We start from the raw sequence: 21,380 nt of genomic DNA, 5'->3' as shown, positions 1-21,380 counted from the left end.
AAGTCAGAATAACGTTCTGAAAGATTCTTAACCACGAAGTAAATATATTAACCGCAGAGTCGCGGAGAGCGCAGGGTTTTGAAATCAAGAAAGTCCTTCTCCGGGTTCTGCGCGTCTTGGCGGTGAGCTTTTGAGGTGAATGGCACGGCAGTGTACCCAAGTCTTCACAAGATCCTTACTGGATGACAGTGGTGGTGGATAAATCGTGTGAGACAACAGTGTGCAAACCGGGCTTATTGCTGCCCGCGGGCTTCAGCACTCAACTTGTCTGAAATCTGGCGTAGCTTATTGCAAGCCGGGGGGCCGCTGTTCTTTGTTGAAATTGCGCAAACGTTTGCATTTTCGCCGCGGCTCGGGCGAAATCGCGTGGAGAGACAACATGACCTGTTCCGTCCGTTGGTTCGTTGCGTCAAGCAAGCCGATTGCCTGCCGGATGTTGCTGGTTTTCTGTCTGCTGTTGCTGGCTGCGGGTAATGCGCCGGCACAGGTAACTTGGGGCAAGCAGACGCTGACGCGCGGGAAGCTGTGGGCCACGGTGTGGAATTCCCTGCAGTACGGCGACCCCACCGAAACCGAAAACGGTTTTCACACGCTGGATTATCCCGGCTATTCGAAGGGCACCAACATCAACGATGCGCTCAACTACGCCGAAGCGGCGGGCTATGCCATCTATGGCGTGCGCAGCGGCCGGGCATATTCCTACACGCTCAACTCCCGCTTCTTTCCCTCCGGCGAGAATGTTTTTCCCATCGAAGAGACGACCCTGCTGCAGAACTACAATCTCGCCGATTTGAGCACGTGGGGCGAGGAAAGCGTCACCGGCGGCCACCACGTCAATGGCCTGGAGGTCGACATTTCCCGGCGCAGCATGGTGTGGAGTTACCCCAAGTATGATGACTTCATCATTCATCTCGTCACCCTCACCAACACCGAGTTTGCCGCGGTGAACGATTTGTATTTCGGCATGCGCTACGGCGTGCGCGTAACGCAGCGCTCCGGCACCCGCGGCGATGAGAAATACGGCTGGGACGGCGCGAACAATACGTTTTATTTCTACGACCACCAGAGCTTCAACTTCCAGGACGAAACGCCGGTGTTGTGGACTTTCGGCGTCGGACCGCAACGGGGCGACATTGCGGACTCGCGCGACATTCGCGCGCCGGGCACGCGCGAAACCGAGCTCGACGCCGCGGGCTTCTTCACCGCCATCGTGCTGGACTCCGCCGGCGCGCCGGTTCATCAGAACATTCTCGAGCACACCGGGCAGGGCGTGACCGAGGGCGCGGCGCGCGAAGACATCATGTTCATTCAGGAAGTCGATAATGCCGCGCGCGTCAAGGAAGTCATGACCCATCAGCAGCCGCGCCTGTCCTGGGATGCAGCGCGCGCTGGCGGCGGCGAGGGCGGCAGCAAATACGAACGCCGGCCGGAATTCCTGCTCAGCGTCGGCCCGCTGGAGTTGCCGCCGTTCGGCTCGCTCCAGCTCGTGTTCGCGGAAGTCATGGGCGAAATGGATCGCGCGCTGATCGTGCAGGGCGGCGTCGCGAACATCGACCGCCTTGCCACTGCCTCGCTCGACTCGTTACGCGCCAATATCGCCGCGGCGCGCGAACTGCATCGCAATTTCTACCTGCCCGCATTTCATCCGCCCATGACGCCCACCAACGGCGAGAACAGTCTGCGCCTGACCGCGGGCCCCGGCGAAGTTGCCATCGAATGGCCGGCGCTTCCCGCCACCTACCGCGATCCGCTCACCGGCATGAATGACTTCGCCGGTTATCGCGTTTATCGCTCCACCTACTTCACCATCGGGCCGTGGACGCTGATCGCCGACCTTCCCCAAGAGGCGGCGCCGATCGTCGACGGTTACGTGCGATACGTCGATGCCAATCTGCCCTTCGGCGTGGGCAACTACTACTGCGTCACCTCCTACGACACTGAGGGCCATGAAAGCGGCAAGGTCAACAACAATCGCTTTCCGGTTTATCCCTTCCGCGGCCCGAATGCCGCATTTCCCAAGAACGTCTACGTCGTGCCCAATCCTTTTCGCCAGCACAGCGGGTTGCTGGGCCAAGGCGAGCGCTTCCGCATGGAGTTCATCGGGCTGCCTGCCAAGTGCACGATCAAAATCTACACCCTCACCGGCGATCTGGTGCAGTCGATCACGCACGACGACGGCAGCGGCTCAACTTCCTGGGGCAGCATCAAACAGCTCGATTATCAGCTCAATCGCTGGATGCTGGGCATCGCGCCCGGCATCTACATTTTTCAAGTGGAATCGCAGGTGGCCGGCCAGGAGGGGCAGTCGTATGTTGGCAAGTTCGCCATTGTGAAATGACGCGGCGCTGCACGCGAAGTGAAACGGGTCGCCGATCAAACGGGCGCGGCGCCCATTGGTCTGGAGAAATCAGCATGAAAACCGCAAGCAAAGCTGGTGCGCTGTTGGCGTGGTGGTGCCTGCTGGCCGCAGCGCCGGGCTGGAGTCAAGTCGGCATTGCCCCGAACGACATCGAGCGCGTGGGGCAGTCGGGCTGGCAGTTTTTGAAGATCAACAGCGACCCGCGGCAGGCAGCCATGGGCGGCGCATTCACCGCCATTTCCCGCGGCGACGCCAATGCCGTGCTCGGCAATCCCGCGGCGCTGGCGCACGTGGCAAAATACGATCTGCAGCTCAACACCGTCCGCTGGATCGCCGACATCAATCACCAGTCCGCGGCCCTGGCGGCGAATTGGGAGGGCATCGGCGTGTTCGCTTTGAGTTTTGTCACGCTCGACTACGGCGATATTCCCGAAACCGTGAACAGCCTCATTCCCGGTGAGAACCGCACCGAAGCGGTGGTGACAGGCAGCTTTTTCTCGGCGCGCGATTTGGCACTCGGCCTGAGCTATGGCCGCCGCATTACCGACAAGCTGACGCTCGGCGGCAGCGTGCGCTGGTTGCACCAGGAAATCGCCGAATTGAACATGACCAACTGGTCGCTGGATTTCGGCACGATTTACTACACCGGTTTCAAAAGCCTGTGCCTGGCCATGAGCGCGCGCAACTTCGGGCCGGATTCGCATTTGACCGGCTGGAGCGAGCAGTATCAGGCCGAGCCTGATGACATCCGCATGCCGCTTGATTTTCGCGTCGGCGTGGCGATGGATTTCTTCAACCGCAACGCCGGCCGGCATGCTCTCACCGTGGCGCTCGACGGCGATCATCCCAATGACGGCCCGGAGAAATTGCATCTCGGCGCGGAATACAACTACGAGGGCAAGCTCGCGGTGCGGGGCGGCTATCGCTTCAATTACGACGAGCAGGGCTTGACCCTGGGCGCGGGTCTGCACTATGCCTTCTCCAATCTCTCCGGCAGCGCCAACTATGCCTTTGTCGATTTCGGCGCGCTCTCACAGGTGCACATGTTCTCCTTTGGCATGGCATTCTAAACCAAACGGCCGCATTGTCGCACCCCTGCGCCTCTGCCTCCTGCTTTCAAGCAGACCGTGAGAAACGAACTGCCTGGGCGCTCCCGATGAAAACCCGCGGCTCGGCATGCGACGCGCCCCACGATCGGACTGCCGGCATGACTACACCTTTTCCCCACACTGCTGCACACACCGCCAAGCGCTCCCCGCTTCCATGCCGTGCGCCGGCGCGCCTCGCCTTTTGCCTGCTGCTCTCGGCCACATCGGTGCACGCGCAATCGGCACACACCAGTCGCTTGGGAAATTTTGGTCAGGGAGAGGGCGAGGCGCAGGCTGTTTTTGCCGCCGGCACGCTGGTGTATTTCGGCGTGGGCGCGCAAGTGCGGATCGCCAGCTTCGCCGATCCCCAGAATCCCGCCGTGATGGCCCACCTTGCGCTTTCTGAGAAGGTGGCGGATTTAACCGGCGTCGAGATCGACGGACGGCAGCACCTGGCAGTGGTGGGCGGGCCGCGGCTGTTCTTGATCGATGTTGATAATCCCTTTGCTCCCCAACTTGCTGCCGCCCTCCCACTCGGCGGCAACGGTAGCGGGGTGACCAGCCGCGGCACGATCGTGCACGTGGCTGCCGGTGAAGCAGGTTACAAGATTTTCGATGCCGCGGTTCCGGCCCTGCTGGCCAGCGTTGACTCTCTGGCCTATTGCGCGAGTGTTGCGCTCGCCGGTGACGTCGTGGCCGTGGCGGCCGGCACTCGTTCGCACCTGTTGGACACGGCGCAGCCGGCACGGCCGGTTTGGCTGGGCAAGATCACGGCGGCAGCGGGCGCGTACCAGCGCTATGTGGGCCTGCATCACGGCCATGCTTATGTCTGCGATGACCATTTGGGTCTGCAAATTTTCAACGTGGCAGATCCGGCGCGGCCGCAATTCGTCGCGGCCGCCGCCACCGGACCGCGGGTGGCACGAGTGGTCTTCGCCGAAAACCTGGCTTATGTCGCCAATGAGGAAGAGGGCATCCGCATTTTCGACATCTCGCAACCCGCGACGCCGCTGCCCTTGGGTTGGATCGACACGCCCGGCAGCGCCGCCGCGCTGGTTTTCGTGGCAGATCAGGAACCGCCACCGCCGCCCATTCTGCAAGAGCAAGTTTATGACGCGGGTTCGCTCAACTATCTCCTGTTTCGCGCGCTGGATACCCGCGCGCTGCGCGAGGGCAAATTTCCGTTGCTCATCTCGCTGCACGGCATCGGCGAACGCGGCAGTGATTTGCAGCGCTTGAAAGCCGACGGCTTGCCGCGCCTGCTGGACGGCAACAACAGTTTTCCCTTCTATGTCATCTCGCCGCAATGCCCGGCTCGCACGGAGTGGTATTATGACCGCACTGACACTTTGGTCAAAAAATTGATCGACAAAGCGCTCACGCTCTATCCGGTGGATCGCCGCCGCGTCTATCTCACCGGCTACAGCATGGGCGGCATCGGCGCCTGGGATTTGGGCATCCGCTATCCCAATCTGTTCGCCGCGCTCGCGCCCATTGCCAGCCGCGGCGAAGAAGGATGGAACGTCTGCGCCATGGCGGAAATTCCGGTGTGGGCCTTTCACGGCGAGCGCGATACGGTGGTGCCGCTCGCTGCCGGGCTCGCCCTGGTGAATCGTTTGCGCGCCTGCGGCGGTGAGGTGACCTTTACGATCTATCCCAACACCGGCCATGATGCCTGGAACCGGACCTACAGCAATCCGCAATTGTATGACTGGCTATTGAGCAAGAGTCGCTAGCATGTCCGGCAAAGTCGTGGCCGTCGGTGGCTACCGAACGGATTTGACCATCAAGACCACTGGGAAGCCCCAATCGGGCGAGGCGATGGTGGGCGGCAGTTGCACGATGAAGGATGGATTCCGCGCCGGCACGATATGCGATTCAAACATTTCTGCAGCACAACAATCAACTGTCGTTTCCCGAGTCCTCTCAAGCCTAAGGAGGTCGAACATGCATCGCTTGTCATCAGTGGTTTGCCTGGCGCTGCTGAGCCTGCTGCTCCTCACCGCCGGCCGTGCGCCCGGCCAGGACGCGCTGAACGTCACGGCGGCCGGCAACTTCGGTAAAGGTGAAGGTGAATCGAAGGCGGTGTTTGCCGCCGGTTCGTTGGTGTACTATGCCGTCGGCAACAAGCTGCAAATCGCGAGTTTCTCCGATCCGGCCAATCCGCTCAAAGTTGCCAGCGTCAATCTGCCGAATATCATCGAAGACATCGTGCGCACTTCGATCAACAGCGTACAGCATCTCGTCGTGGTCGGCGGGCCCAATCTCTGGCTGATCAATGTGCAGAATCCCACAGCGCCCAGCCTGGTATCGACCGTCAACATCGGCAGCACGTGCGAAGGCCTGGCCACCAGCGGCGTGAATGCCTATGTTGCCGCCGGCGGCCGCGGCCTGCAGATCTACAACATTAGCAATCCGGCCAACCCGGCGTTTGTGGCCGGTATCGACACGCTGGAGTATTGCGAGAGTGTGGTGATTTCCGCGCCCTACGCTTACATTGCCGCCGGTTCGCGCAGTCACATTGTCAACATCTCCAATCCCGCGGCGCCGGTGGTGACCGGGCAATACCGCGCGCGCACCGATGGCTATCATCAATACGCCAACGTCCGCGCCGGCCATCTCTACGTTTGTGACTTCAACCTCGGGCTGGATGTGGTCAACGTCACCACCCCCGCCACGCCGGCGCTCGCCACCACCCTGCCCACCGGCTTTCGCACCGCGCGCATCGTGTTCGACGGCAATTACGGCTACATTGCCAACGGCGATTCGGGCATGCGCATCATCGACGTTTCCAACATCGCGGCGCCCACCCAGGTATCGTTGTACAACACACCCGGCCGCGCCGCTTCGGTGTATTTTGGCGCGATCACGATCAGTGGCTCGCCCACCGGCCACATCTTTGTTGCCGACCGCACCGCCGGCCTGCGCGCCATCAATGTCTCCAATCCGGCGGCGCCCACGGAATCCGGCGCGATCAACATCGTCGCGCCGGCCTCGGGCACAGCCTTCACTTCTTTCATTCTGGATAACAAAGCCTACGTGGCTTACGGCAGCGCGGGTCTGCGCATCATCGACGTGGCCAATCCCGCCAACCCCACGCTGCTCGGCACGCTGGACACACCCGGCGATGCGCGCGCGGTGGTGGTGGGAAACAATCATGCCTATGTTGCCGACCGTGACGCCGGCGTGCGCGTGATCGATGTCTCCAATCCCAGCCTGCCGGTGGAGGTCAAAAACATCGCCACCCCGCGGGCGCGCGGCGTGGCCATTAGCGGCAACTATGTGTATGTCGCGGCCAGTGACAGTGGCCTGGTGGTGTTGGATATTTCGAATCCTGCCAACCCCGCTTGGATCAAATCGATGCCGGCGCTCTACGGCGAGAATGTCGCCGCCTTCGGCAATATCGCGGCCATCACCGACTACGGCAAGATTCGCTTCTACGACGTTACCAATCCCGCCAGCCCGGTGAGCAAAGGCGAGACCCCGAGCTTCAGCGTGGGCAATGAGGGCTTTGCGATTGCCGGCAACTACGCCTACATCCCCGACGGCGACAAGCTGCGCATTTTCGACATTTCCAATTTGGCAACGCCGGTGGAAGTGGGCAGCGTCACGCACGGCGGCTACAGTTACATGGCGGCGATCGAAGGCAAATACGCCTACGTGCCGGCCGAGGGCGCGGGCTTGCGCGTGATCGACGTGAGCAATCCCGCCAGTCCCCAAGAAGTCGGCTACTATGACGGCCCCTCGGACGCGCGCGGCGTAGCCGTGGCGGGCGGCTATGCCTACGTCACCGAGCGCGCCGACGGCTTGACCATCTATCGCAATGACTTGTTCACCAGCGTGGCGGAAGATCGCGGCCAGGTGGCGCAGCGCTTTGCCCTGCACCAGAACTATCCGAATCCGTTCAATCCCAGCACCAAGATTCAGTTCGAGTTGCAGCGGCCCGCGCCGGTGAAGCTGGAGATTCAAAACGTGCTCGGCCAGACCGTGGCTGTTTTGGTGAATGAATGGAAGGCCGCGGGTACGCACACGGTAGTCTTCAACGCCGAGAACATGGCCAACGGCGTTTACCTCTACCGCCTGGAAACCGCAGGCCATGTGCAAGTTCGCAAACTGGTTTTGATGAAATGATGTTCGGCCGTTGCCGGCCTGCGCACTCTTGCCCCTGCTGGTTTTGCCGCCTGCGGCACAACCGTGGGAGCAAGAGTGCGGGCAGCGGCGCATGCTTTTGACCTGAGGCTGTCCTCCAATTTAAGTCAATGACATGTCAGCGGGGATGACTTCTTTGCGCACACGCCTACTTCTGTTTGCCGCAATCATTCTTCGGTTGGCCGGCCTCGCGCACGCCCAAATCGAGGTTGCCGCCGTGGCGCGTTTGCATTTCCGCGCCGCGACTGATTCGCTGAATTGGTTCGAAGGCTTTGCCCGACCGGTCGCAGGAACCAATGCGCCTTATGCTTCGCATCGCAGCGCCGAGGCCCCGGCGCCCGCGTTGGTGGCGCGCACTCAAGGGCGGGATTCCGCCATCGTCTGGCAGACCGCCACGCTGCCGGCCGGCTGGCGCGCAACCACCGCGACGTTCGTGTGGGTGTGTGGCTTGGGCAGCAATCTCGGCGAGGGGCAATTCGAATTGCGCTTGAATCGCCGGCGCGTCCTGGTCTTTTCCACGCCCAAGCAGCCGGCGTGGGAGATGATCGGTGAGGGCGGCGCGACGCTGGCGTTCACGGCGGTGTTTCAGAATCACCATCGCGCGCATTTCGGCTACATGACGCTCACCATGCCGGCAGCCTGGTTGCAGCCGGGGCGCAGCGCGACCATCACCATCACCGGCCGTCAATCGCCGCAGGAGATTTGGTATCGCACCTTCGCTTATCCCGATGCGCTGACACATCTGCGCACGCAAGAATTCCAAGAGGTTTTTGCTGATCTCGAAGTTTGGCATCTCGGCGAAGCCAAGCTGGCGGCCTATGCTCCCGCTGCCTGGGCCGGCCGCGTGCTCGCGGTCTATGGCGAAGATCAACTGATAGGCCGGCAGGCGTTCGAAGCGGAGAATGATCTCGCTGCCGCCCGGATGGCAATTCCCCGCGCGCTGCAAAACGCTGGCGAAATCAAGCTCCGCGTCGAGGAGAGGGTTGTCGCGACGGTGGATTTGCGCGAGCTGGCCGGCCGCCGCCTCCAGGCTTTTCTCGAAGAAGAACTACGCGCGGAACGCTATGTTTTCCCGCCTGGTGCCTTGCCGGCCATCGCGTGGAAACGGCCGGCAATGGTCGACAATGAGCTGGGCCCGTTCGAGCTGCGCGTGCGCTATTTCAACCGCGCGATGCAGCAAGTGACCGCCGCCGCTGCGCCCGGCCGCTATGCTGCGGTAGTCGAAGGCGCCACGCCCCAGGGATTCACCATCAAGCGCTTTCTCACCCTTTTCTGCGCGCCGCTCGAACTCGACGACTACAGCCGCGAGGCTTCCATTCGAATCAACCCGCTGCCGGCGCTCGGCCTCGCGCCGACGCTGTGGCAGCGCTACGCGCGCGAATGGCGTGTGTTTTCATTCGGGGATATGATTCACTATCTGCACACCAGCGCCGATGCCGCGATTTTTCTCGCCGGCCTGGCAGAAATGGATTCCATCTCTGGAAACTTCGACAGCCCGCGGCTGCGCGATCGGCAATGGTGGATCGAGTTCAAACGCAAACAGGAAAATCTCGCGCAATTGCCGGTCTTGTTCCAGCCTCCGCAGCCGCGGCCTGCCTCCAAAGCACCCGAATTGCTCGCGGCTGGCGGCGAGAGCGCGGTATTCACCCCCTCGGCGCTGCAAAAAATCCGCGCGGTCTGTGAGAATTGGGCGGCCGCCGCCGAAGAACCGCTGACGGCGCTGGTCGTGCACCGGGGCCAAATCGTCTTTCATGAAGCGTTCGGCCGCTTGCCAGACGGCACAGCGATGACCACTGCCACGCCCACCTGGATGGCCTCGATTACCAAGCTGCTCACCGGCGTCTTGCTGATGCAATTCGTCGATCAAGGCCTGCTCGATCTCGAGGCGCCGGTGCAGGAATACTTGCCGGAAATCAAGACCGGCGGCGCAACGGCGCTCACGTTGCGCCATCTGTTCACGCATACCCATGGCGGCGCCTGGCACGGCGAATGGGCCTCGGATTGGAATCCGGCTTTGGAGAATCAAGTGGCGCAGGCGCTGCCGTTGTTCGAAGTCGGCCGCCGCTTTCAATACAATCGCCTGGGCTATGCGCTGGCCGGTAAAGTGATGGAACGCCTGAGCGGCCGCGCCGTGCCGTATTTGTTCGAAGTGTGCCTCTTCGCGCCGCTCGGCATGCAGCAGGCGGTCGCCGACAACACCTATGGCGGCTTGTATGCCACCTGCTTGGATCTGGCGAAATTGGGGCAAATGCTGTTGCAGCGCGGCCGCTACGGAGCGTATGAATTTTTCTCGGAGGAGAATTTTCGCAAGCTGCTGCCCGCGCCGCTGGCTGCCCTCAATCCCGCGCTCCAGCAAAGCTGGGGCATTGGCACCGCGCCGGCAGCAGGCAACGGTCTCAGCGAGCAAGCCTTCGGCCACGCCGCGGCCTCCGGCGCGATCTTTCAGGTTGATCCACAACAAGAATTGATTCTGATCGTGGGCCGTGACCGCACCGGAGCAAGCTACGATCACCACGCCGCAGCTTTTGTAGCTGCCTGCACGGCGCCGCTGCCATCCGCGGCGCGCCGCCAATAATGCGGCCCTGGCCGCGAGCGTAACCATTCGATTCTGGCAAAATCCTTTGCGCAACCGGAAATCACCACCACTCGAACAGCTCAAGCTGTTACTGCCCGTCATCGTGCCGGTGTTACTGTTTTCCATCATCCCGCTGGCGCGCGGCATCTATCTTGGCTTCACGGACTATCGCCTCGGCGATCCGCCCCACTTCAACGGCTGGGATAACTACGTGCAACTGGCGCGCGATACTTTTTTCTGGCAATCTTTCCGCGTCGGCATGTTGTGGACGCTGGCGGTGACCGCCGGCCAGGTGATGCTGGGATTGCTTTTGGCGATGCTGTTGAATACCAGGATCCGGTTCACTTCGATCTACGCCATTCTAATGCTCGCGCCCTGGGCCATGCCGCCCATCATTCGCGGCATTGTATGGCGGCAGATTTATGACATGGACGCCGGCTGGCTGAACGCGGCGCTGGCGAGCCTGGGCGTGATTGCCAAACCGGTGAATTGGCTGGCGAGTTTTGAATTCGCCATTCCGGCGGTCATCGTTGCCGGCATCTGGGGCGAGATTCCCAAAGCGGCGGTGTTTCTGCTCGCCGGCCTGCAATCGATCTCCGCGGATTTATATGAAGCCGCACGCCTCGATGGCGCGGGCGCCGGCCGCGAGTTTCTGCACATCACCTTGCCGATGCTGGCGCCGGTGCTGGCGGCGATCATCTCCTTGACCTTCATGTGGAATTTCAACACGTTCGGCCTGGTGTGGGTGTTGACGCAAGGCGGGCCGGGTGGCCTCACGCGGCTGCCGATGCTGGCAGCCTACGAGGAAGCGTTTCGCTACGGCTATGTCGGTTACGCGGCCGCGATCGGCAACGTCATGGTCATCGTCGTCTCGCTGGTACTGTTCGCCTATTTGCGGCTGCAATTTCGCGAGCGCATGGCGTGAGTCTCGCTGCGCCCTTTGCTCGCTGAGCGCCAAACGATCGCTGCAACCCCAAAGGTGCAATGCTGATCCAATCGACCCAACACGCCTGGCGGCGCGCCGGTGTGCATGTTGCGCTGCTCGCCTTCATGGCCTTTCTGCTCTTCCCGCTGGTGTGGGTGTTCGCGACTTCGTTCAAGCCCACGCCCGAAATCTATGCCGGTGCCGGCCGGCTGCTGCCGCAGCAAGTTTCGCTCGAGCATTACCGCGCGATCACCACCGGCAGCAATCTGCTGCTCAGCATGCGCAACAGCCTGCAGGCCGGCTTGCTCGCCACGCTGCTCGCCGTCGTGCTTGCGCTGCCGGGCGCGTACGCGCTGGCGCGCTTCCGGTCGGCGCTCAATCAGACGATCGTGGGCTGGATTCTGACTTCGCAGATCTTCCCGGCCATTTTGGTGATGATTCCGCTGTACGTGTTACTGCGTAACCTGCGCCTGACCGATTCGCTCTTCGGCCTCGCGCTGGTCTATGTCGTGTGGGCGCTGCCCTTCGTGTTGTGGATGCTGCACGGTTACTTGAAAAGCATCCCGGTGGATTTGGAAGAGGCCGCGGCCATTGACGGCGCCACCCGGCCGCAGATCATTTTTCGGGTGATTCTGCCGACCCTGCTGCCGGCCCTGGCAGCGGCCATGCTCTTCACCTTCATCTCGGCGTGGAATGAGTTCTTCTTTGCCCTGGTGTTGATGAAAAGCCCGGACACCGTGACGCTGCCGGTCGAGCTGGCGCGCTACACCGGCATGGAGGGCCAGGCGCGCACCGGCCCGCTCGCCGCTGCCAGTGTGCTCGCCACGCTGCCCTCCTTGCTGCTGTTCGGCCTCCTGCAAAAATGGTTTGCCGGCGGCTTGCTGGCCGGCGCGGTGAAGAACTGACACGTCGTAAGGCGCTCAGAGCCAGAACAAAACTCTGAAAGATTCTTGACCACAAAGCAACCGCTTGCACCGCGGCGCCGCGGAGAGCGCGGAGTTTTGAAATCAAGCAAGTCCTTCTCCGCGTTCTGCGCGTCTTCCCCGTGAGCTTTTGAGGTGAATGGCACGGGAGTGTGCCCAAATCTTTACAAGATCCTCACTGGATGACCGTGGTGGTGGATACATCGTGCGAGACGACAGCGTACGAATGGGGCTTATCGCTGCCCGCGGGCTTCAGGATTCAGCTTGTCTGAAACCTGGCGCAGGCCGTAAGGCGCTCAAAGTCAGAATAAAAACCTGAAAGTCTATGGCGGAATCATTTTTCGGCAGAATGATTTCGAAATAATTCTGCCGTCAAATCACGCTGTCAAAGTTTTTGTGCTGCCTGCCAGGCGCGGCCTTACAGCTTGTCTGAAAATCCGGTGGAGGCGTTTCGTATTTCAAGCGCAGAGTAGAATTCCATAGAATTCCAACTACCAAGACACCAAGGCACGAAAAAATGGAAGTCCTGTCATGAAGCCTTTCTTGGTGGCTTGGTGTCTTCGTGGTGCTGCAAATCTGACAAATTCGATACTGCCCGGAGGGCTTCACAATTCAGCTTGTTTGGAAATCGGCGTAGGCTGTTCCCATGCGAAACTTCACGATCCTCGCCGCCCTGGTTGCCCTGGCCCTGGTAACGCGCGCGCTGCTCCACCGCGCGCCAGCAGAGCCGGCGGCGCCGAAACTGCGCTTCGTCAGCCTGGCGTGGCAGGAGCAGGCGCTGCAGGTGAATCAGGCGTTGGTGGCGGAATGGAATGCCGCGCATCCCGAACTGCCGGTGGAATACGTGCAGGGCACCTGGGGCGCGATTCACGATTATCTCATCACCGCTTTCGAAACCGGCGAAGTGCCGGACGTGTTTCACTACGAATCGTCCATCATCGTTGATTTCGCCATGCGCGGCTTTCTGAGCGACCTGGCGCCGTTGCTTTCCCCGGAAACCAAAGCGGATATTCTCGAGGTTGCCTGGGCTTCAGTGACACGGCCGAATGGCGAAATCACCGGTGTGCCGTTTCTGATCGAGTCACTGGTGGTGCTTTACAATCATGATTTGTTTGCCGCCGCCGGCCTCACGCCGCCGCCCGCGGCGCAACCGTGGACCTGGCAGGAACTGCGCCGCGCCGCGCAACGCCTCACGCGCGACACCGATGGCGACGGCGTGCCCGAGCAATGGGGCGCGGCCTTCGGCCTGCGCAACTCCGCCAACGTGGTGATGAATCTCGCGATCGGTTTCGGCGGTTCGTTTTTTCATCGCGAACAAGGCCGTTATCGTGTCACCGTCGGTGCGGCCGAGCAGGAATTGCTGCGCACGCTGTACGCCATGCTGTACGACGATCGCAGCGCAGCGCCCGCCAGCATCGGCCAGACCGGCACCGGCATGATTCCGGGCTTCTTCAGCGGCAAGTATGCGATGCTCATCGGCATCGGCGCCTGGGCGCGGCAGCAGCTCGTGGAAAACGCGCCGCCAAATTTTCACTGGGGCGTGCTGCCGCCGCCGCTCGCTCACAGCCAGCGCAGCGGCATCAGCACGCAAACGCTGAGCATTCCCAAGAAATCACGCCGGCCGGTGGAGGCCATGCGGTTCATCGAATTCATGCTGGCGGCCAATAACATGGCCAAACTGGCGCAGAGCGACTGGATGATCCCGGCGCGCAAATCCTGCCTGCAGTTGCCGCAGTTTCAAGACGCTGCTGTTGGTTGGGACATCGTCACCGGCGCCGTGCCCTCCCTCACCACTGGGCCGTGGCTGGGCGCGCCCGGCTATGTCGAATGGAAGAATCGCGTCGCCAATCCGATTTTGCAGGAATTCTTTGCCAATCGCCTGACTCTGGCAGAAGCGGCGCAGCGCCTCGAGCGCGAGAGCAATCTCGTGTTGTCACGCTACCAAATGCGCGGGGAAGCATGGTAATGGATCTGGCAAAGCGCGCCGCCGGCGCGTTGATGGGACTGGCGGTCGGTGATGCCCTGGGCAGTCCGGCTGAAGGCAAAACGCCCGCGGAGATCGCGCAGCGTTGGGGCCGCCTCACGGACTTTCTCGTGGATCAACCTGCCGGCACCGACGACACCGAATACGCGCTGTTCAGCGCCCGCCTGCTGCTGCGCCATGGCTTGAGTTTGAGTTCAGAGCAGGTGGCGCAGGCCTGGCGCGACGAGATCATCTCCGCTGCCAATGAATACAAAGGCGCGGGCTTCAGCGAGATTCTCACCATCAAAAATTTGCAGCGCGGCCTGCAACCGCCGTTCTCCGGACAACACCTGCACAGTTGGAGCGATGGCTTGGCGATGCGCGCCGCGCCCTATGGCATTGCGGCAGCGGGCGATCCTGAACTCGCCGCGGATTTGGCGGAAAGTGACGGCCACGTCAGTCATGCCGGCGAAGGGATCCTGGGCGGCCGCGCGGTGGCGGCGGCAGTGGCGGCTGCCATGACTGCCGCTGATTGCGACGAAGCTCTCGGCGCGGCGCTGCACGTGATTCCCGCGGACTCGTGGTGCGGCCGCAACCTGCGCGAAGGCATTGCGATTGGACGACAGAGCGCAGACGTTTGGCAGGCGATAGCTCCGCTGCACGAAACATTGGTTCTGCAATTCTACCACTGGCCGGATCTCGCGCCGGAAGCCGTGGGCTTGGCGTTTGGCATGTTGGCCGCCGCCCGCGGTGATTTTGAAACGGCGGTGCTGGGTAGCGTCAATCTCGGCCGCGATGCGGATACGATTGCTGCGATTGCCGGCGCCATTGCCGGTGCGCTGCACGGCTGTGATCGCATCCCCGCCCGCTGGTCCGCAAGGATCGCCCACGCGCGCGGTGGCTGCATTCAAACCGTGAAGGGCATGTCCGTGTTGCAGACTGCGGCTGAACTCGCCGGTCTTGCTGCCGGCAGGAGAACACGATGAACGGCGAACTCCGCAGGCGCAGCCGCAATGCCATGTTCGGCCTCGCCCTCGGCGATGCCCTGAGCTGGCCGGCGATGTTTCATCGCAGTTACACGCTGCCGCTTTGGACCCGGCGAATTCGCCGAGAAATCGACAGCGAGGCAGAGTTCACCAAGGCCTTGCCGGTGGCCATGCCGTTCTCGCTCAACCGATCGGCTGCGGCCTTCTCTCTCGGTCCCACGGATGACACCGAGTGGGCGGCGTTCGGCATGCAATATCTCATCAAATGCCGCGGCCGGGTGACAGCCGGCGCGCTGTACGGGCATTGGCTGGAACTGGCTGCGAGCGGCGAAGAGATTCGCGGCAGCCTCGGCGTGCAAATCGCGCTGGAAAATCTCAGAAGAAAAAAAATGCCGCCGATCAGCGGGCATGATAATCCCCATTTCTTTGATGATGCCGCCGTGGCGCGCGCGGTGCCGATTGGAATCCTGTGCGCGGGAGATCCCACCGCAGCGGCAGAATTGGCCGGCTGGGAGGCGCAGATCACCAACGCCGAAGACGGCTTGTGGGCGGCGCAAGCCATGGCTGCCGGCATCAGCGCCGCCGGCGGCGGACAAACGCTCGAGCGTGTGCTCGACGTCATGCTGGCGCAACTGCCGCCGCATTCATGGATCAACAGATCGGTTGCTGCGGCGCTGGCGCTTTGCGATCCGGCCCGGTCCGCCCTCGAGCTGGTGCCGCATTGGCATGAAACCGTGATCAATCGCGAATACAATTACGGCAATGTTGCGCCGGAAACTCTGGCACTGGCGCTGGCTCTGATCAAGCAAACGCACGGCGAATTCGCGCCGGCAATTATGCTGGCGTTGACCTGCGCGAAGGCCGCGGATTCCGTGCCGGCATTGGTTGGCGCTTTGTCGGGCGCCTTGTCTGATCAAGATCTCATCACAGCAGAGTGGCGCGAACAATTGCAGTGGCTACGCGGGATGTGCGTGCCCGCGCTCACCGGCGTCGACTTCCTGGCGTTGGTTGAGCAATTGGCAAATTTGGCGGTCGCAAGGGCGGCAAGATGAAAATCAGTTGGCTCGATCCGCTGGAATGGGTGCCGCAGGAATTGCGGCAGCAAGCTGAAGCCGGCAACGAGGTGGAAGAACTGCAGCAGCGCTGGGAACAGTTGCAGGCCGCCATTCCCGACGAAAACGATCGCCGCCGCGCCGCGCTCGCGCTGCTGGATGAGATGAATCGCACCACTGCCGCTGCGGATGCGGCTTCAGTGTCCGGCGCTCTTACCGAAGCTGTCTCGCCCGGCTCGACATTGTCGCGCCTCACGCTCAGTGCGGATGAAATCGGCGATCGCATTTTGGGCGGCTGGCTTGGCCGCGCCGCCGGTTGTTTGCTGGGCAAGCCGGTGGAAAAACATCCGCGCCCCGTGATTCGGCGCTTGCTCGAGTCCAATGGCACCTGGCCGCTGACTGATTTCATCACGGCCCAAGGCATGCCGCCGGAGTTATTGCAGCAGTATCCGTGGAATCGCCATTACGGCCGCGAGAGTTTGAAAGAAAACCTCGACTGCATGCCCGAAGATGACGACATGAACTACGCGCTGCTCAATCTGCACGTGTTGGAAACGTTCGGTGCGGACTTCACCACCGAGCAGATTGCGGAATCCTGGCTCAGCCTTCTGCCGGTGCTCACGACTTTCACGGCAGAGCGGGTGGCCTATTTGAATTTGCTCAACGGCGTGCGGCCGCCGGCAACCGCCACGCATCGCAATCCCTACCGCGAGTGGATTGGCGCGCAAATCCGCGCGGATGTGTGGGGCTGGGCGGCAGCCGGCCGGCCGGCGCTGGCAGCACAACTGGCTTGGCGTGACGGCCGCTTGAGTCATGTAAGCAATGGCCTTTATGGCGAAATGTTCTCTGCGGCGGCGATCGCTGCAGCCTTCACCTGTACGACGCCGCGCGCGATCATCGCGCAGGCCTTGCAGCAGATTCCCGCGACTTCGCGCTTGGCGCACGCCATTGCGTTCGCCGCCGAGCGGGCGCAACAGCAAGACGATTGGGAAAAGGTGGTGGACCGGCTTTACGAGAAATTCGGCCACTATCATTGGGTGCATACCGTCAACAATGCGGCGCTGGTGGTAGCGGCATTGCTGCATGGCCAAGGCGATTACCAACGCTCGATTTGCAGCGTCGTGATGGCGGGCTGGGATACCGACAGCAACGGCGCGACAGTCGGCTCGATTCTCGGCACGCTGCTGGGCGCCTCCAGCTTGCCGCAAAAATGGATTGGCCCGCTGCGGAACCGTCTGCGCAGCAGCATGCGCGGCTGCGATCATTCTGCTTTTGATGATTTGGCGCGGCGCACGCACGCGCAGATCCTCCGGTAGTGAATCGCGGCCGCAGCAGCTTGACGTGAAAATCCCGCGCGGCGCTCCGCCGGCGCAGAAGAAAAACACCAGGGTGACATGAACAGCAGCAAGTTCACAAATTGAGGTTGTCGTGCTTGTCAAAACCATACCAAGCCATGCCTGATTCAAACAAACTCTATGATCGCGCCTTTGGCTGCCTCATCGGTCTGGCCATCGGCGACTCCTTCGGCGATGCGGCGCGCACCACTGACAATCACTTTCTCTACGGCATCACCACCGATTTTCGCGCGGGCGTGCCGGCGCCGGGCACGGACGACACGGAATTCGCGCTGCTCACCGCCGATACGTTGCTGCAAGCCGGCGGCGAGTTGACGCTCGCACACGTGCTCGCGGCCTGGCGCAAGCATGTCATTTCGCTCACGGCCCTGCCGCGCGGCGGCGCCAGCGAGCGCGAGGCTGCTGCCAACATTCGCCGCGGCATTTTGCCGCCGCTGTCGGGACAATTCAACTCACACCACTTGAGCGACGGCGCAGCGATGCGCGTGGCGCCCATCGGCATTGTGTGCGCCGGCGATCCCGGCCGCGCCGCGCGGCAGGCTGAAATCGATGCCTGCCTGAGCCACTGGCGCGACGGCATTTGGGGCGCGCAAGCAGTGGCTGCCGGCGTTGCCGCTGCCATGGCCGGCGCCACGTGCGACGAAGTCAGCGCCGCTGCCATGCAGGTTGTTCCCGCAGACGCCTGGCTTGCTTTCGCCATGCACAACGCGCTCGAGATTGTCGCGAACTCCGCCTCGTGGGAAGAAGCCTGGATGCCGCTGCATGACGCACTGTGGACGGAATACAAAGCCGTGGTGCCGGAAGCGGTGGCCTCGGCATTCGCCGTGTTCAGCATGGCCAGGGGTGATTTCAAGAAGTGCATCATCTGGGGCGGCAACTTTGGCCGCGATGCCGACACGATTGCGGCCATTGCCGGCGCCTTGAGCGGCGCGCTGCAGGGCGTGACAGCCATCCCGGCGCAGTGGATCGCGCTGACACAGATTGCCGCCGGCACCTGCCTGCCCTGCACCAAGGGAATGGACTTGAGAAACGTTGCCCAACGATTGACCGCGTTGATCAAATGAATACCGACTCGCCACGCCACCGCCGCGGCCATGCCGGCAAACAGGGCGAAAGCGTGCGCTCCGATTGCCTTGTCGAAATCGAGCTGCAGCCGGCCGGCGGCATGCAAATCGCGTTGACCAGCAAAGTGGCTGCGCTCTATGGCGAAGCCATCGCCGAGCTTGCGCGGGCAGTTGCTGCGCAGGCGGGCGTAGCGCATGCGCGCCTCACCATTGTCGATTCCGGCGCGCTGCCGTTCACGTTGGCGGCGCGGCTGGAGGCCGCTTGTCGCGCGGTGCTGGGTGAAGAGGAATTCGAGTATTTGCCTGCTGCGCCGCTGATTCCCCATGCGCCCACGCAGAAAGACCGCTTGCGGCGCACCCGCCTGTATTTGCCCGGCAATGAGCCGAAGTTCTTCGTCAACGCCGGCCTGCACCAACCGGACGCCGTGATTCTCGATCTCGAAGACAGCGTGGCTCCGCAGGAGAAGGAAGCGGCGCGCGTGCTGGTGCGCAATGCCCTGCGCTGCGTCGATTTCTTCGGCGCGGAGCGCATGGTGCGCATCAATGCCGGCGAGTTGGGCCGGCAGGATTTGGCCGCGGTCGTGCCGCAGGGCGCGCAGGTCATTCTCATTCCCAAATGCGAATCCCCGCAGCGTGTCTCTGACATTGCCGCAGAAGTGGAACGCCTGCGCCAAGCGCACGGCCGGGCGCATGAGGTTTATCTCATTCCCATCATTGAAAGCGCGCTGGGTGTGATCAAGGCCTTTGCAATCGCCACGGCCAGTGACAAGGTTTGCGCGCTGGCACTCGGTTTGGAGGATTACACCGCGGATTTGGGCGTGCCCCGCACCGCCGCGGAAACCGAGAGCTTCTTTGCCAAAGGCGCAATCGTAAATGCCGCCCGCGCCGCCGGCGTGCAGGCGTTGGCCAGCGTCTATTCCGACGTCGACAACGTCGACGGCTTGCGCGCGAATGTCCAGGCAGCACGCGCGCTCGGATTCGACGGCCTGGGATGCATTCATCCGCGCCAAATCAAAATCGTGCATGAGGCCATTGCGCCCGGCGCGGCCGAAATCAACCAGGCGCGGCAAATCGTGCTGACCTTTGAACAGGCGCAACAGCAGGGCACGGCCGTTTTCGCGCTGGGCACGAAGATGATCGATCTGCCCGTGGTCAAGAGGGCACAGGCCACGCTTGCCAATGCCCTGGCCGCGGGACGGCTTTCAGCAGATTGGCGAACGCAAACTCCTCATGAAAACAAGCTTGCCTGAAAATGCCGCCGGACGTTTGGTGCCGGTGGCAATCAACGGTGTGGCACAGACGCCCTTTCGAGGCGTGGGCCAGTTCCGGCCGCAGGGCCGTAGAGCGCGACCGCTCATTCGCAGTTGCGCCGACTATCCCGCGGACGGCAACAAGGTTGTGGCCGGCCTGCGCGCTGCACTGGAGCGCGCCGGCGCGGCTGACGGCATGACCATTTCCACGCATCATCATTTGCGCAATGGCGATGCCCTCACCGGCTTGCTCTTCAAAACCTTGCACGAAATGGGCTGCAAGAATCTCCGCTGGTTTCCGAGTGCCTCGTTTCCGGTGCACGAACAGTTGATCCCTTATCTCATCGACGGCACCATTCATCACATCGAAGGCAGCCTCAACGGGCCCCTGGGCCGCTTTGCCTCGGAAGGCCGCATGCGCGGCACCGGGGTGTTGCGTTCGCACGGCACGCGCTATCAGGCCGTGCAAGACGGCGAGGTGCGGATCGATCTCGCGGTGATCGCGGCGCCGGCGGCCGATGCCTTCGGCAATGCCAATGGTGTTTATGGCCCTTCAGCTTGCGGCCCCTTGGGATTTGCCCTGGCTGATGCCGAGTACGCCGAGACCGTGATCGTGGTCACGGACAATCTCGTGCCGTTTCCTTGTGTGCCCTGGCACCTGCAAGGCAATCATGTGGATTTCGTCGTGCCCGTTGCTTCACTCGGCGACCCCGCGAAGATTATCTCCGGCACGACGCAAATCACCAAAAGCCCGGACCGCCTGTTGATTGCGGAATACATTGCGCAGTTCGTCGAAGCCGCGGGCATTCTGCGCGACGGCTTCTCCTTTCAGGCCGGCGCCGGCGGCACCAGTCTGGCGTTCGTGCAATTCCTAAAAGAGCGGATGAAACGCCTGGGCGTGCGTGCCCGTTTTGTGCGCGGCGGCAGCACGCGCTATTTGGTGGAGCTGTTGGAGGAGGGATTGGCAGAATACATCTTGGACGGCCAGGCCTTCGATCAGGAGGGTGTGCGCTCGCTGCGCGAGAATCCCCGGCACCTCAACACCAGTCCTTTCACCAGTTACAATTATCACGGCAAAGGCAATTTCGCTTCACTGGTTGATTTCGTCGTGCTCGGCGCCACCGAAGTCGACCTGCACTTCAATGCCAACGTCGTCACCCATTCCGAAGGTATGTTGCTGCACGGGTTGGGCGGTTGGCAGGATTGCCTGTTCGCGCGCTGCGTGATCCTGGCGCTGCCGTCATTCCGCGATCGCGTGCCGATCATCGTCGATGAAGTGACGACGCTGTGCGGTCCGGGCGAGATGATCGATGTGGTGGTGACCGAACGCGGGATTGCGGTCAATCCGCTCCGAACCGATCTGCTGGCGGCGCTGGCTGGCTCCTCCCTGCCGCTGCGCTCGCTGGCGGAAATCCAGCGGGAAGTTTTTGCTCTCTGCGGCGGCCCGCCTGCTCAACCCCGGCGCGATCGTGAGCATCCTATCGCAGTGGTGAAATGGGTGGATGGTACTCTGCTGGATAGCGTCTTCCGCGTGATTGTATGAAAGCGTGCGCCTGGACTCATATCGTTCTTTCCTGCTTTGGACTGCTTTTGAACGCCTCGCATTCCTTCCCCATTCCACTTCAGCAGACTGATTTGCGCGACCCGCGCAATACACGAAAGACGTCCAAGAGCATTTCACGATCTTCGCG

At 62.1% G+C, this 21,380-nt stretch carries 14 protein-coding genes; all 14 read left to right on the top strand.

What is annotated here, in order from left to right; all coding sequences use genetic code 11:
• Positions 1-379: 379 nt before the first annotated feature.
• On the top strand, positions 380-2,338 hold the full coding sequence (locus tag L6R21_27410; GenBank protein MCK6562936.1) for a hypothetical protein: 1,959 nt from the start codon (positions 380-382) through the stop codon (positions 2,336-2,338).
• Positions 2,339-2,412: 74 nt separating this feature from the next.
• The gene (locus L6R21_27405) at positions 2,413-3,429 is read left to right on the top strand and encodes a PorV/PorQ family protein (GenBank protein MCK6562935.1); all 1,017 of its coding nucleotides are present in this window, start codon (positions 2,413-2,415) and stop codon (positions 3,427-3,429) included.
• 275 nt (positions 3,430-3,704) lie between these two features.
• Positions 3,705-5,183 (top strand): dienelactone hydrolase family protein, encoded by a 1,479-nt coding sequence (locus L6R21_27400; GenBank protein MCK6562934.1) that lies wholly within the window; start codon positions 3,705-3,707, stop codon positions 5,181-5,183.
• A 211-nt stretch (positions 5,184-5,394) separates the two neighbouring features.
• Positions 5,395-7,578: a T9SS type A sorting domain-containing protein gene (locus L6R21_27395; GenBank protein ID MCK6562933.1), complete on the top strand. Its 2,184-nt coding sequence runs from the start codon at positions 5,395-5,397 to the stop codon at positions 7,576-7,578.
• 154 nt (positions 7,579-7,732) lie between these two features.
• A complete protein-coding gene (locus tag L6R21_27390) occupies positions 7,733-10,171 on the top strand; it encodes a beta-lactamase family protein (GenBank protein MCK6562932.1) in 2,439 nt (812 codons plus the stop codon).
• Positions 10,172-10,217: 46 nt separating this feature from the next.
• The gene (locus L6R21_27385; protein ID MCK6562931.1) at positions 10,218-11,096 is read left to right on the top strand and encodes a sugar ABC transporter permease; all 879 of its coding nucleotides are present in this window, start codon (positions 10,218-10,220) and stop codon (positions 11,094-11,096) included.
• A 59-nt stretch (positions 11,097-11,155) separates the two neighbouring features.
• Positions 11,156-12,001 (top strand): carbohydrate ABC transporter permease, encoded by an 846-nt coding sequence (locus L6R21_27380; GenBank protein MCK6562930.1) that lies wholly within the window; start codon positions 11,156-11,158, stop codon positions 11,999-12,001.
• 664 nt (positions 12,002-12,665) lie between these two features.
• Positions 12,666-13,985, top strand: coding sequence for a sugar ABC transporter substrate-binding protein (locus L6R21_27375; GenBank protein MCK6562929.1), 1,320 nt, complete (start codon positions 12,666-12,668; stop codon positions 13,983-13,985).
• Positions 13,985-14,968 carry an ADP-ribosylglycohydrolase family protein gene (locus L6R21_27370; protein MCK6562928.1) on the top strand — a complete coding sequence of 328 codons (984 nt, stop codon included), beginning with the start codon at positions 13,985-13,987 and terminating at the stop codon, positions 14,966-14,968. Before L6R21_27375 ends, L6R21_27370 begins: the two co-directional genes overlap by 1 nt.
• Positions 14,965-16,020, top strand: coding sequence for an ADP-ribosylglycohydrolase family protein (locus L6R21_27365; protein MCK6562927.1), 1,056 nt, complete (start codon positions 14,965-14,967; stop codon positions 16,018-16,020). Before L6R21_27370 ends, L6R21_27365 begins: the two co-directional genes overlap by 4 nt.
• Complete coding sequence (locus L6R21_27360) at positions 16,017-17,336, top strand: ADP-ribosylglycohydrolase family protein (GenBank protein ID MCK6562926.1); 1,320 nt, start codon at positions 16,017-16,019, stop codon at positions 17,334-17,336. The genes L6R21_27365 and L6R21_27360 overlap by 4 nt, the downstream gene beginning before the upstream one ends.
• 137 nt (positions 17,337-17,473) lie before the next feature.
• Positions 17,474-18,439: an ADP-ribosylglycohydrolase family protein gene (locus tag L6R21_27355; protein ID MCK6562925.1), complete on the top strand. Its 966-nt coding sequence runs from the start codon at positions 17,474-17,476 to the stop codon at positions 18,437-18,439.
• Entirely contained in the window at positions 18,436-19,689 is a 1,254-nt protein-coding gene (locus tag L6R21_27350) for an aldolase/citrate lyase family protein (protein ID MCK6562924.1), read from the top strand. Before L6R21_27355 ends, L6R21_27350 begins: the two co-directional genes overlap by 4 nt.
• On the top strand, positions 19,670-21,232 hold the full coding sequence (locus L6R21_27345; protein MCK6562923.1) for a citrate lyase subunit alpha: 1,563 nt from the start codon (positions 19,670-19,672) through the stop codon (positions 21,230-21,232). Before L6R21_27350 ends, L6R21_27345 begins: the two co-directional genes overlap by 20 nt.
• Positions 21,233-21,380 lie beyond the last annotated feature (148 nt).

The sequence above is a fragment of the bacterium genome, assembly GCA_023150945.1.
Classification (GTDB): Bacteria; Zhuqueibacterota; Zhuqueibacteria; order Zhuqueibacterales; family Zhuqueibacteraceae; genus Coneutiohabitans.
This window is presented reverse-complemented; position numbering and strand designations above follow the sequence as displayed.

Coding starts and splice junctions, on each gene's coding strand:
- L6R21_27410 (MCK6562936.1), top strand. CDS start 380: ATGACCTGTTCCGTCCGTTGGTTCGTTGCGTCAAGCAAGCCGATTGCC.
- L6R21_27345 (MCK6562923.1), top strand. CDS start 19,670: ATGAAAACAAGCTTGCCTGAAAATGCCGCCGGACGTTTGGTGCCGGTG.
- L6R21_27355 (MCK6562925.1), top strand. CDS start 17,474: ATGCCTGATTCAAACAAACTCTATGATCGCGCCTTTGGCTGCCTCATC.
- L6R21_27395 (MCK6562933.1), top strand. CDS start 5,395: ATGCATCGCTTGTCATCAGTGGTTTGCCTGGCGCTGCTGAGCCTGCTG.
- L6R21_27350 (MCK6562924.1), top strand. CDS start 18,436: ATGAATACCGACTCGCCACGCCACCGCCGCGGCCATGCCGGCAAACAG.
- L6R21_27380 (MCK6562930.1), top strand. CDS start 11,156: ATGCTGATCCAATCGACCCAACACGCCTGGCGGCGCGCCGGTGTGCAT.
- L6R21_27375 (MCK6562929.1), top strand. CDS start 12,666: ATGCGAAACTTCACGATCCTCGCCGCCCTGGTTGCCCTGGCCCTGGTA.
- L6R21_27365 (MCK6562927.1), top strand. CDS start 14,965: ATGAACGGCGAACTCCGCAGGCGCAGCCGCAATGCCATGTTCGGCCTC.
- L6R21_27405 (MCK6562935.1), top strand. CDS start 2,413: ATGAAAACCGCAAGCAAAGCTGGTGCGCTGTTGGCGTGGTGGTGCCTG.
- L6R21_27370 (MCK6562928.1), top strand. CDS start 13,985: ATGGATCTGGCAAAGCGCGCCGCCGGCGCGTTGATGGGACTGGCGGTC.
- L6R21_27360 (MCK6562926.1), top strand. CDS start 16,017: ATGAAAATCAGTTGGCTCGATCCGCTGGAATGGGTGCCGCAGGAATTG.